At 73.1% G+C, this 11,844-nt stretch carries 10 protein-coding genes; 5 read left to right on the top strand and 5 right to left on the bottom strand.

What is annotated here, in order from left to right:
- Positions 1-110 precede the first annotated feature (110 nt).
- The 3 genes from CG719_RS10515 (at position 111) to CG719_RS10505 (ending at position 3,960) form a co-directional block, all read left to right on the top strand.
- Entirely contained in the window at positions 111-539 is a 429-nt protein-coding gene (locus tag CG719_RS10515; protein ID WP_100568263.1) for a (deoxy)nucleoside triphosphate pyrophosphohydrolase, read from the top strand.
- Between the two features lie 153 nt (positions 540-692).
- Complete coding sequence (locus tag CG719_RS10510; protein WP_442802717.1) at positions 693-1,157, top strand: ATP-binding protein; 465 nt, start codon at positions 693-695, stop codon at positions 1,155-1,157.
- A gap of 190 nt (positions 1,158-1,347) precedes the next feature.
- The gene (locus tag CG719_RS10505; RefSeq protein WP_100568261.1) at positions 1,348-3,960 is read left to right on the top strand and encodes a SpoIIE family protein phosphatase; all 2,613 of its coding nucleotides are present in this window, start codon (positions 1,348-1,350) and stop codon (positions 3,958-3,960) included.
- A gap of 18 nt (positions 3,961-3,978) precedes the next feature.
- On the opposite strand, the gene CG719_RS10500 is transcribed toward CG719_RS10505, so the two are convergent.
- Positions 3,979-5,670, bottom strand: coding sequence for a hypothetical protein (locus tag CG719_RS10500; protein WP_100568260.1), 1,692 nt, complete (start codon positions 5,668-5,670; stop codon positions 3,979-3,981).
- Between the two features lie 342 nt (positions 5,671-6,012).
- Here CG719_RS10500 and CG719_RS10495 point away from each other — a divergent pair, with 342 nt between their 5' ends.
- Both CG719_RS10495 and CG719_RS10490 read left to right on the top strand, forming a co-directional pair.
- Positions 6,013-7,284, top strand: coding sequence for a hypothetical protein (locus tag CG719_RS10495; protein ID WP_442802719.1), 1,272 nt, complete (start codon positions 6,013-6,015; stop codon positions 7,282-7,284).
- Positions 7,285-7,303: 19 nt separating this feature from the next.
- Complete coding sequence (locus tag CG719_RS10490) at positions 7,304-7,648, top strand: hypothetical protein (protein WP_159024839.1); 345 nt, start codon at positions 7,304-7,306, stop codon at positions 7,646-7,648.
- Here CG719_RS10490 and CG719_RS10485 read toward each other — a convergent pair.
- The 4 genes from CG719_RS10485 to CG719_RS10470 form a co-directional block, all read right to left on the bottom strand.
- Complete coding sequence (locus CG719_RS10485) at positions 7,645-8,415, bottom strand: succinate dehydrogenase/fumarate reductase iron-sulfur subunit (RefSeq protein WP_100568258.1); 771 nt, start codon at positions 8,413-8,415, stop codon at positions 7,645-7,647. The two genes, CG719_RS10490 and CG719_RS10485, sit on opposite strands and share 4 nt — an antisense overlap.
- Positions 8,412-10,355: a fumarate reductase/succinate dehydrogenase flavoprotein subunit gene (locus CG719_RS10480; RefSeq protein ID WP_100568257.1), complete on the bottom strand. Its 1,944-nt coding sequence runs from the start codon at positions 10,353-10,355 to the stop codon at positions 8,412-8,414. The genes CG719_RS10485 and CG719_RS10480 overlap by 4 nt, the downstream gene beginning before the upstream one ends.
- Before the next feature lie 34 nt (positions 10,356-10,389).
- A complete protein-coding gene (locus CG719_RS10475) occupies positions 10,390-11,226 on the bottom strand; it encodes a hypothetical protein (protein WP_100568256.1) in 837 nt (278 codons plus the stop codon).
- 81 nt (positions 11,227-11,307) lie between these two features.
- Positions 11,308-11,595 (bottom strand): hypothetical protein, encoded by a 288-nt coding sequence (locus CG719_RS10470; RefSeq protein WP_100568255.1) that lies wholly within the window; start codon positions 11,593-11,595, stop codon positions 11,308-11,310.
- Positions 11,596-11,844: the final 249 nt, after the last annotated feature.

The raw sequence follows: 11,844 nt of genomic DNA, 5'->3' as shown, positions 1-11,844 counted from the left end.
CCGCCCCATGGCCAGGGGCTATGCAGAGATCGCTGTTACACCACTCGGTGGGACACCATCACGGCTGACGGCTTCGCCGTACGCCGGCCCGCTCCCGTAGGCTCCGGCGCATGAGCGAACGGATCGTGGTGGTCGGTGCCGCCCTGCTCGACGGCGGCCGCCTGCTCGCCGCGCGCCGCAGCGCGCCGCCCGAGCTGGCCGGCCGCTGGGAACTGCCCGGCGGCAAGGTCGAACCCGGTGAGCGCCCCGAGGCCGCCCTCGTGCGCGAGTTGCGCGAGGAACTCGGCGTCGAGACCGAGGCCGTCGAGCGCGTGCCGGGCAGCTGGCCGCTGCGGCCGCCGTACGAACTCCAGGTGTGGACCGCGCGGCTGCGCCCCGGCTCCGCCGACCCCAAGCCCCTCCAGGACCACGACGACCTGCGCTGGCTCACTCCGGCGGAGATCTGGAGCGTCCCCTGGCTGGACCAGGACGTGCCCGCCGTGCGGCAGACCCTCGCCCACCTCGATGCCGGCCCGGCGGACGGTGCCCCGGAGGGGTGAGCGCCACCGTGTGCTTCGTTGCATTCCCGGAGCGCGCGAGACGTGGGACGCGCTCCGCGTACGCCGTTCGTGCCACACCACGCCGTCGTCTGCGCTACAGCCCCGCGGATCGCGATACTCACGCGGGATACCGGGTATGCCTCCTTCAGTCCCATGAAACCGGACATGGGCAGGTCTGCGGGCCTGCGAAGTGATCGGCGTGCCCGGGAAGTGAACGGCGTGATCGACACCGATGGCGACATCGCCGAGTGGACCTTTCCCGCGGATCCCGGCGCGGTGCGCTCGGCCCGCGCCGCCGTCCGCGGCAAGCTGCGCAGCTGGGACCTCGACGCGCTCGGCGACACCGCGGCCCTGCTGGTGAGCGAACTGGTCACCAACTCCCTGCGGTACGCGACCGGTCCCATCGGAGTTCGGCTGCGGCGCCCGGCGGACGTGCCCGAGGTGCTCCTGGTCGAGGTCTCCGACCCGCTGCCCGAGCCGCCGCACGAGCGCCCGGCCCGCGCGGACGACGAGTCCGGCCGCGGACTGCAACTGGTCGCCTCCACTTCCCGCCGCTGGGGCACCCGGCCGGACGACACCGGCAAGACGGTCTGGTTCGAACTGGCCGTGCCGCAGTGAGCGCAGCGGGGTTCGACCCGGTCCTGCCTGGTTAGAAGACTGTTGGTGTTGTCGCAGGCCGGACCGGAAAGCATCGGGATGGTCCTGTGATCGTGAACACCGTGTCGTGCGGCGCCGTAGTGCTGGATACTGCGGGCAGCCGCCCCCGGTGACCGGTGCCGGGCGCGGTGAGCTGGAGGGGACGGTTCGCGTGAGCGAGATACCAGCGAAGGCCACGGAGTCCGAGGACCCGTCGGACGGCGCGAGGGCGGGATCCGCGGGCGGCGGTGCCGCCGACGGGGCGCCGTACGCCGACGCGATGTGGCAGAGCAGCCCGCCCGGCTCGATGTACGACTACATCAAGGTGGCCTCCTTCTCCATCGGCCCCGACGGACACGTCGACCAGTGGAGCCTGCGCGCCGAGCGGCTCTTCGGCATCTCCGCCGAACGCGCCGTCGGGATGGACCCCATCGAGGCGTTCGTCGACCCCGACCTGCGCGAGCACGGCCAGCGCAAGATGGCCGAGATCCTCGACGGGCGGGAGTGGACCGGCGTGGTCCCCTTCCGGATCCCGGACGACGAGGACGGGCGGCGCGGTGAGGAGGGACTCGCCGAGGTCTATGTGATGCCGACGACCACGGTGGAGGGCGACAGGGCCGCCGTGTGCACCGTCGTCGACGTCCGCACCCTCCGGCGGATCGAGACCGATCTCGCCGCCTCGCAGGCGATTTTCGGTCAATCCCCGTTCGGTTTCCTCCTGATCGACGCCGACCTCAAGGTCCGCCGCGCCAACGAGCGGTTCGCCTCCGTCTTCGGCGGCACGCCGGACGACCACCGCGGCAAGGGCGTGCGCGACTACCTGCCGCGCGGCGAGGCCGAGCGGGTCACCGCCACCCTGCGCCGGGTGCTGGAGGACGGCCAGTCCATCACGGACATGCACGTCTCCGGCTTCGTGCCGGGAACCGACGAGCGCCGCCACTGGTCCATCAACCTGTACCGCGTGCACAGCGGCAGCGGCCGGCCCATTGGCATCGCCTGGCTCGGAACCGACATCACCGGCCGCCGCGACGCCGCCCGCGAGGCCGCCGCCGCGCGCCGCAACCTCGCCCTCCTCAACGAGGCCGGCGCCCGCATCGGCAACTCCCTCGACCTGGAGACCACCGCGCGCGAACTCCTCGACGTCGTGGTCCCCGGCTTCTGCGACCTGGCGACCGTCGACCTCTACCAGGGCCTGCTGGCCGGCGACGAGACCCCGCCCGGACTCGCCGACGGCAGTGCCGAACTGCGTCGCGTCGCCTTCGCCAGCGCGGTCTCCGGCGCGCCGTTCGGCGGCACCGTCGCACACGTCGAGCTCGGCGCCGTCCACCACTATCCGTTCAACTCGCCCCGCGCGGACGCCCTGCGCACCGCCCGCCCGACGACCGTGCCCGGCGAGGACGGCGGCCTCGTGCAGACCACGCTGGCCGTGCCGATGGTCGCCCACGACACGGTGGTCGGACTCGCGCAGTTCGCCCGCACCAAGGGCAGCGAGCCGTTCGGCCAGCGCGACCGCGAACTCGCCGTCGAACTCGCCGCGCGCGCCGCCGTCTGCATCGACAACGCCCGCCTGTACCGGCGCGAGCACGAACGCGCGCTGATACTGCAGCGGTCCCTGCTGCCGCCCGGCGACCCGGAGGCCTCCGGCCTCGACATCGCCTGCCGCTACCTGCCCGGCAGCGCCGCCACCGGCCGGCCGAGCGAGGTCGGCGGCGACTGGTTCGACGTCATCGAACTGCCCGGCCACCGCACGGCGCTGGTCGTCGGAGACGTCATGGGCCGCGGTCTGCGCGCCGCCGTCGCCATGGGCGAACTGCGCACGGCAGTCCGCACGCTCGCCCTTCTCGACCTGGAACCGGCCGAGGTGCTCGCCCAGTTGGACGAGATCGCCCGCGGGCTCGGCGCGCCCGGCGGTGTCCAGCAGGCCACCCGGGCCGCCCGCCGCCCCCGCGAGGCCGACCTCTCCGAGGTGTACCTGGCGACCTGCATCTACGCCGTCTACGACGCGGTCACCCGACGGTGCACCTTCGCCAACGCCGGCCACCTGCCCCCGGTGCTCGTCGAACCCGGCGAGTCCGCGCTGATGCTGGACGTGCCGCCCGGCATGCCGCTCGGCGTGGGTGGCGAGCCCTTCGAGGAGGTGGAGGTCGAACTCCCCGAGGGCGCCCTGCTGGCGCTCTACACGGACGGCCTGGTCGAATCGCGCGACCACCCCCTGGACGAGGGCCTCCAGGCCTTCGTCGGAGCCCTCACGGACCCCTCCCGCCCCTTGGAGGACGTCTGCGACCACATCCTCAACACGCTGGGCTCCCACCACGGCGAGGACGACATCGCGCTGCTGATGGCCCGCGTCCAGGGCCTGCCCGGCGAGTCCGTCGGCGACTGGGCCCTGCCACGCGAACCCCGCAGCGTCGGGCGGGCCCGTGAGTACGCCCGCGCCCAGCTGACCGCCTGGGACCTCGAACCGCTGATCGACACCACCGAACTCCTCGTCAGCGAACTGGTCACCAACGCGCTGCGCTACGGCGAGGGCGAGATCAGGCTCCGCCTGCTGCTGGACCGCACCCTGGTCTGCGAGGTGTGGGACTCCGGCCTCGTCCAGCCGCGCCGCCGCCGCGCCCGCGACACCGACGAGGGCGGCCGCGGCCTCCAGCTCGTGGGCCTGCTCAGCGCCGCCTGGGGCTCGCGCCGTACCCCCCGTGGCAAGACGGTCTGGTTCGAACTCCCGCTGCCCGACGGGGAGAACGTCCTGACCGATCCGGCAGAGGCACTGCTGAGCCTGTTCTGACCGCCCGCCCGGCCACGCCTACGCCGGTTTCGGGCGGCGGCGCGCCCGGGTGCCCGGGCCGCCGTAGCAGGCGGGCGGACCGCCGTCGGGGTCCTCGCCCAGGAGGATGCCGCCGAGCACCGCCGCGGTGGCGCCGGCGGACGGGTCGCCGGCGGCGCTGGGGTTGCCGTGCAGGCGCACGTCCTGTTCGGCGAGTTCGCGGGCCTGGCGGGCCAGGGCGTCGGCGGTCTGCGGGTCGGTCGGCAGGAGGCGCCGGGCCTCCGCCAGCCGGATGCGGACCGTGGCGCCGACCACGCCCCGGTGCGTGCCGGCGAAGTCGTCGGCGGCGGCGAGGGCGCTGCGCGCGACGAGTTCCTCGGCGGCCGACAGGACACCGGAGCGCCGGGTGCCGACCGGCGCGGTCGCCCGTACGATCCGCCGCAGCGCGTCCAGCGGGTCGTACGGCCCCGCGGCCGGCTGGGCGCGTACGCGTACGTGGGCCAGCTCCAGGTCGGCGTGCGTGACGCGGGCGCGCAGCTCACCGGCGGCGACGTCGACGGGGACGGCGGCCGAGGACGCGCCGGGCACGGGGGCGGGCGCCGCGGCACCCGCCCCGGCGGGACCCGGGGTGCCGGGGGAACCGGCGGTCAGCTGTGCGGTGGCGGACTCGGCCGCGCGCCGGATCGCCTCCACGTCGGCCTCCGCGCCGCTGAGCGCCGCCGGTACGAGGCGCCCGGCGGTCGACAGCTCCTCGGCCAGCCGTTCGACGCCGTGCACGAACACCCCGATCTGGGCGACCGCGCCCTCGGCCACGCGCAGGTGACGGGCGGCCGCCGCGGCGTCTCCCGCGTCGGCCGACTGGTGCGCCCGGTTCAGCCGGGAGGTGGCCAGCAGCAGCCGGTCCTTGGCCAGCTCCACGTGTCCCGTGACGGATGCGACGGCCGCCGGCCCGTACCGTTCGCGCAGTCCGGCGACGGTCGAGGCGGCGGCTCCCGTGCGCCCCGCCAGCTCACGGAACCGTGCCTCCGCGACCTCCAGCGCCTCGCGCGACCCCCGTTCCAGGCCGCGCAGTTCGTCGAACGAGGCGGCCTCCGCGTCCAGCAGCCGTCCCGCCTCCTCGCAGCGTCCGACCACGCCGGCCAGTGCCTGCATCCGGGCCGCGGCGTCCTCGGGCACCCCGTGGTCGTAGCGCTCCCGCATCCGGCAGGCGGCGGCGAGTTCGGCGTCCGCCTCCCGTACCGCCCGCGCGAACGGCTCGACGGCCGCGGCGCCGAACCGCGCCTCGGCGAAGCCGAGTTCCTCCCGGCTGGTGCGCACCCAGTCGTCCGCCTGGGTGATCAACTCCGTCGAGAGCCGGTCGAGTTCGTCGGACGCCGGCGGCGACCGCCACGGCGCGGACGGCGGGGCGTGACCGCCGCCCGGGGTCGTGCGGGTCCTGGCCCGCCGGGTCCGCCGGACGTACGCGTACCCGGCGAGCACACCCGCCGTGCCCACCGCCACGAGCGGCAGGGCGAGATAGCCCGGCGACGTCTCGTCGTGCCGCTGTGCGGCGATGGCGGTCACCGGACGGGTCTCGGGGAGCGCAACCGCGGTGCCGCTGTTGATCGTCATCACCGGAAGCACCAGCCACACGAGGCCCGCCGCGCCACCCAGCACGACGTGCGCCACCCGCCCCGACAGCCGGCGGGCCGCGCACAGCGGCCGGGCCTCCCGGAACACCGATGCCGTCACATTCGGGAGCGTATGACCCCCCGAGCGGGCACGCGACCGGGCCGAGGCACTGGTGGGGCAGACGGGACACGGCAACACGGGAGGGGCCCCGACATGAAGAACACCACCGGCGAGCAGGAGAGCGCCGACCGGGGGCCCACGTCCGACCCGGAGAACGCCGCCGGAGCGGACGCCCCTGCCGCCGTCCGGGAGACTGCCGCCGCGGCGGACGCGTCCGGTGCGGCGGGCGCGCCCACCGGTGGGGCCGATGGCACCGGCGCGGAGAACGCGACCGTCACGGGCGGCGAAGCCGGTGGTACGCACGGCACCGCCGACGCGGAGAGCGGGACCGGCAGAAGCCACATCTCCGCCCCGGCGAACGCGTCGGGTGCCCAGGACACCGCAGGCGCGGCGACCGCGCCCGGCGCGGACGACATCACCGGCGGGCAGGAGCCCTCGGGCGCGCCAAACGCGTCGGGCGGGCATGATGCCACCGCCGCCGTGAACGCGCCCGGCGCGGACGACGCGGCCGCCCGGCAAGAGCCCACCGGCGCCCAGCGCGACCCCGACACCGCGGCCGCCGACCCCGGCCAGGGCCGAGCGGGTCCGGCCCGGCGCTCGCGGCGTGGTCTCCGCTGGGTTCGGCGGGTCGCCCTCGGGCTCGTACTGCTGCTGGTGCTGTCGTTGGCCGGGGTCGAGGCCGTCCTTCGCGTGAACTACATGGGTGACCTCGCCGACGGGACGTACACCAGGGGGCAGGACGCGATCTGGCTCGGGCATGCCTGGGTGGACGGGCGGAAGAAGGACGCCGATGTCGCCGCCCTCGCCCGCCGGCTGCGCGGAACCGGTATCCGTGACCTGTATGTGCACGCGGGTCCGCTCGAACACGACGGCACCCTGCCGAAGTCGGCGTACTCCGGGGCCGGTTGGCTGATACCCGCCGTGCACCGCGCGCTGCCCGGCGTCCGTGTGCAGGCCTGGCTCGGGGACGAGCTGGCCACCGAGAGCCCGGACGGGATGCGGCTGGAGCGGGCCGCGACGCGCGCGGCCGTGGTCACCTCCACCCGCGAGATCCTGGCGGCCGGTTTCGACGGAGCGCACTTCGACCTGGAGCCGCTGCACTCGGGCGACCGCGACTACCTCGGCCTGCTCGACGACCTGCGCGCCGTCACCCGCGCCCACGGCGTCCCCCTGTCCGTCGCCGCCCACCAGATCGACCCGCTGCCCGCCTTCCACAGCCTGTGGGGCACGCTCACCAACCACCCCAAGTGGTGGTCGCAGGCGTACTTCGCCCAGGTCGCCCGCCGTGTCGACCAGATCGCCGTGATGTCGTACGACACCATGCAGCCGCTGCCGAGCCTGTACGGCGGCTACGTCGCCCAGCAGACCTCCCTCGCCCTGGAGGTCACCCCGCCCACCACCGACCTGCTGATGGGCCTGCCGTTCTTCCACGACAACCGCTTCGGCCACCGCGCCTCCGCCGAAACCGTCCCCGCCGCCGTCCGCGGTGTCCGCCTCGGCCTCTCCCGCACGGACGCCGGCCGCGAGCGCTTCGGCGTCGCGCTGTACGTCGACTTCGCCGCCACGGAGGACGACTGGACCGCGTACCGGGAAGGCTGGACCGACCTGTCATGATCACGGCGTCGATGGGAGGATGAGCGGTATGCACTCGACGGCGATGTGGACGACCGCCCTGGCCCTCGTGGTCGTGGCGGGCGGGGCAGCGATCGGGATCCTGGCGATCACGACCGGACGGGTGCCGACGGTCGGCCGGAAAAAGGTCCTGCGGCCCAAGCTGTGGGGGTACGGCTCACTGACCGCCGCCGCCGGCATGGGGGCGTTCCTCCTGTGCCTCGGCGGGCTCGGCAGCAGGCCGGCCGCCCACTTCAACCTCGCGCTCGTGGGCATGGCCGTGTTCTTTCTGGGCTCGTTCCTTCAGTACCTGTCCCAGCGCCCCGCCCGTACGGACTCCCTGAACCACCCCCAGGACGCGGCCTAGGACGACCGCCGCCCGATCTTCGACCCCAGCCACACCAGCGGGTCGTACTTGCGGTCGACGGCCCGTTCCTTCAAGGGGATCAGCGCGTTGTCGGTGATCCTGATGCCCTCGGGGCAGACCTCCGTGCAGCACTTGGTGATGTTGCAGAAGCCGAGCCCGTGCTCGTCCTGCGCCGCGCGCTTGCGGTCCAGGCCCGCGTCCGCGGCGGCGTCCAGCGGGTGCATGTCGAGTTCGGCGACGCGCATCAGGAAACGCGGGCCCGCGTACGCCCGCTTGTTGTCCTCGTGGTCGCGCACGACATGGCACACGTCCTGGCACAGGAAGCACTCGATGCACTTGCGGAACTCCTGCGACCGGTCCACGTCCTCCTGGAACATGCGGTACTCGCCCGGACCGAGACCGGCCGGCGGGACGAACGCCGGAACCTCGCGCGCCTTGGCGTAGTTGTAGCCGACGTCCGTCACCAGGTCGCGCACGACCGGGAAGGTGCGCAGCGGGGAGACGGTGATCGTCTCCTCGGGCTCGAAGACCGACATACGGGTCATGCACATCAGCCGGGGCCGCCCGTTGATCTCCGCGGAGCACGAACCGCACTTGCCCGCCTTGCAGTTCCAGCGCACGGCGAGATCCGGCGCCTGGGTGGCCTGGATCCGGTGGATGATGTCGAGCACCACCTCGCCCTCGTTGACCTCGACCGCGAAGTCCTCCAGGTCCCCGCCCCCCGCGTCGCCCCGCCACACCTTGAAGCGGGCCTCATAGCTGCTCATTCGTACAGCTCCTCTTCGGCGAGGTACTTGACCAGCTCCTCCTTCTCGAAGAGGGCGAGCAGGTCGGAGCGGATGGGTTCGGTGGTCTCCCGGGAGAGCGTGATCTGACCGCGCACGGGGTCCGTCGCCGCCAGCCCGCCCGTCGGGTCGGTCAGCCGGCACAGCAGGTTGATCCGGCGCCAGTCGCGGTCCATCGCGGGGCAGTCCTCGCGGGTGTGCCCGCCGCGGGACTCCGTGCGCTCCAGCGCGGCCCGCGCCACGCACTCGCTGACCAGCAGCATGTTCCGCAGGTCGAGCGCGAGGTGCCAGCCGGGGTTGAACTGCCGGTGCCCCTCGACCCCGGCCCGCCGCGCCCGTACCCGCAGCTCGCCGAGCTTCTTCAGGGCCTGCTCCATCTCGCCCTCGCGGCGGATGATGCCGACCAGGTCGTTCATGGTCTGCTGGAGTTCCTGATGCAAGGTGTACGGGTTCTCCGGCGGCCCGCCCGCGGGTTCCCCGCCCTGCCCGCCCTCCGCCGAGAACGGCCGCAGCGCCTCCGCGGCCGCCGCGTCGACCTGGGCGTCGTCCACGCGCGGGCGACCGGGCGCGGCCCCCGTCGCGTACTCGGCCGCGTGCCACCCGGCCCGGCGCCCGAACACCAGCAGGTCGGACAGCGAGTTGCCGCCGAGCCGGTTGGAGCCGTGCATGCCGCCCGCGACCTCCCCGGCCGCGAACAGTCCCGGCACCCCGCGGGCCGCCGCCGTGTCGGAGTCGACCGCGACACCGCCCATCACGTAGTGGCAGGTCGGCCCGACCTCCATCGGCTCCGCCGTGATGTCGACGTCGGCCAGCTCCTTGAACTGGTGGTACATCGAGGGCAGCCGGCGCCGCACGACCTCGGCCGGCATCCGCGTCGACACGTCCAGGAACACCCCGCCGTGCGGTGAGCCGCGGCCCGCCTTGACCTCGGAGTTGATCGCGCGGGCGACCTCGTCACGGGGCAGCAGCTCCGGCGGGCGCCGGTTGTTGTCCGGGTCCTCGTACCAGCGGTCCGCCTCGTCCTCCGACTCGGCGTACTTCTCCTTGAAGACGTCGGGGATGTAGTCGAACATGAACCGCTTGTCCTCGGAGTTGCGCAGCACCCCGCCGTCGCCGCGCACCGACTCGGTGACGAGGATGCCCTTCACCGACGGCGGCCAGACCATGCCCGTCGGATGGAACTGCACGAACTCCATGTTCAGCAGCGGCGCCCCGGCGAGCAGCGCGAGCGCGTGCCCGTCGCCGGTGTACTCCCACGAGTTCGACGTCACCTTGAACGACTTGCCGATGCCGCCGGTCGCGACGACGACCGCGGGCGCCTCCAGCACGAAGAAGCGGCCGGACTCGCGCTCGTAGCCGAAGACCCCCGAGACGCCGTCGCCGTCCTTGAGGACCCTGGTCACCGCGCACTCCTGGAAGACCTTCAGACGGGACTCGTAGTCCCCGGTCTCCCTCTTGTCCTCCTGCTGCAACGAGACGATCTTCTGCTGCAGCGTGCGGATCAGCTCGAGGCCCGTGCGGTCGCCGACGTGGGCCAAGCGCGGGTACTCGTGCCCGCCGAAGTTGCGCTGCGAGATCCGGCCGTCCTTCGTACGGTCGAACAGCGCGCCCCAGGTCTCCAGCTCCCACACCCGCTGCGGGGCCTCCTGCGCGTGCAGCTCGGCCATCCGCCACTGGTTGAGGAACTTCCCGCCGCGCAGGGTGTCGCGGAAGTGGACCTGCCAGGTGTCGTGCTCGTTGGCGTTGGCCATGGCCGCCGCGATGCCGCCCTCGGCCATCACGGTGTGCGCCTTGCCGAACAGCGACTTGCAGATCACCGCGGTGCGCGCCCCGCGCTCGCGCGCCTCGATCGCGGCCCGCAGCCCGGCGCCGCCCGCGCCGACCACGACGACGTCCCATTCCTGCCGGTCCACCACGGACATCACAAGGCCCCAGTCTGCGTACTCATCGGACTCATCAGAAGAACCGCGGATCGTCGAAGGCGCCGGAGGCGACCAGGTACACGTAGAAGTCGGCGAGCGCCACGCTGAACAGCGAGGCCCAGGCCAGTTGCATGTGGCGGGCGTTCAGCCGGCTCACGAACTGCCAGAGGCGGTAGCGCACCGGATGCTTCGAGAAGTGCTTGATCTTGCCGCCCACGATGTGCCGGCAGGAGTGGCAGGAGACCGTGTACGCCCAGATCAGCGCGATGTTGACCAGGAAGACCACGGTGCCGAGCCCCATGTGGCCCCAGCGGTAGTGCTGGTCGCGGAAGGCCAGCACGGTGTCGTAGGTCAGCACGCCGGCCACCAGGAGCGCCGCGTAGAAGAAGTAGCGGTGGATGTTCTGCAGGATCAGCGGGAAGCGGGTCTCGCCGGTGTACTTGCGGTGCGGCTCGGCGACCGCGCAGGCCGGCGGGGACGCCCAGAAGCCCCGGTAGTAGGCCTTGCGGTAGTAGTAGCAGGTCAGCCGGAAGCCCAGCGGGAAGATCAGGATGATGATCGCCGGTGAGATCGCCCACCAGCTGCCGAACAGGTCGGCGTTGGGGCCCGCGTGCATGGTCCGGCAGTTCTGCGCCAGGCACGGCGAGTAGAACGGCGAGACGTACGGCGCGGCGTAGTAGTGCGCGTTGGCGAAGGCCCGCCAGGTCGAGTACACGACGAACGCGAGCAGTCCGGCCGCGGTGGCGGCGGGCGCCAGCCACCAGCGGTCGGTCCGCAGATGCCGGGCGGCGATCTTCGCCCGTCCGGGGGAGCGGACACCGCCGCCGAGCGTATGGGGTTGTGTGCCGGGGGGTTCGGTACCTGTGGCCAATGCGGGACGCACCTTCCTGTCAGGCTCGTCTCCGGGGCACTGGAGCCGGTGTCGAGCCCCTTCGAGTCACTCGGGGTCGGTTCAGGGGGCGTGGCGGTCGCGGGCGCCGAGTCCCTCGTCGTCCGAGTCCGTCCACAGGGAGATGTCGTAGGGCGCGTCGGAGATGGTGACGAGCGCGGGCTGCTGTGGTGCGGCCCGGTCCTCGGAGGCCTCGCGCAGCAGGGCGACACTCTCCCGCAGGTGGTCGGCGTCGGTGCGCACGCGGCGTATCTCCAGCCCGCCTGCGAGCTGGTGCTCCAGTCGGCCCACCGACCGCAGCAGATCGTCGAGAGCGCGCTGGACCGACGTCAGGTCGTCGTGCACGGACATGACGTGACCTCACTTCCACGGGCCGAAAGACCCTAGGCGGCAACGTTCATGCGCCTGCGAGTGTTGCGCGTCACACCTGTCGGTGGGAAGGGATGTGCACCGATTGGCGTATTGCACACCCCACGCGCGCGCCCGCACGCGCTCCGGGGGCGCCGGAGGCTCCTGCGCCGAACGGGTGACCTTGCGCGCCCGCTCCGCCGTGTCGCCTCCGGCTGACGAACCCTTTCCTCTTCAGTGGGCCGTAGATCT

It is taken from the genome of Streptomyces sp. CB01373 (assembly GCF_002803075.1).
Taxonomy (GTDB): Bacteria; Actinomycetota; Actinomycetes; order Streptomycetales; family Streptomycetaceae; genus Streptomyces.
The sequence above is the reverse complement of the archived record's forward strand: the minus strand, read 5'-3'. Positions and strand labels throughout refer to the sequence as shown.

What these genes read in the sequence shown, in the direction of transcription:
- CG719_RS10515 (WP_100568263.1), top strand. Translation starts at nt 111, where the DNA reads ATGAGCGAACGGATCGTGGTGGTCGGTGCCGCCCTGCTCGACGGCGGC.
- CG719_RS10510 (WP_442802717.1), top strand. Translation starts at nt 693, where the DNA reads ATGAAACCGGACATGGGCAGGTCTGCGGGCCTGCGAAGTGATCGGCGT.
- CG719_RS10490 (WP_159024839.1), top strand. Translation starts at nt 7,304, where the DNA reads ATGAGCGGTATGCACTCGACGGCGATGTGGACGACCGCCCTGGCCCTC.
- CG719_RS10485 (WP_100568258.1), bottom strand. Translation starts at nt 8,415, where the DNA reads ATGAGCAGCTATGAGGCCCGCTTCAAGGTGTGGCGGGGCGACGCGGGG.
- CG719_RS10480 (WP_100568257.1), bottom strand. Translation starts at nt 10,355, where the DNA reads ATGTCCGTGGTGGACCGGCAGGAATGGGACGTCGTCGTGGTCGGCGCG.
- CG719_RS10470 (WP_100568255.1), bottom strand. Translation starts at nt 11,595, where the DNA reads ATGTCCGTGCACGACGACCTGACGTCGGTCCAGCGCGCTCTCGACGAT.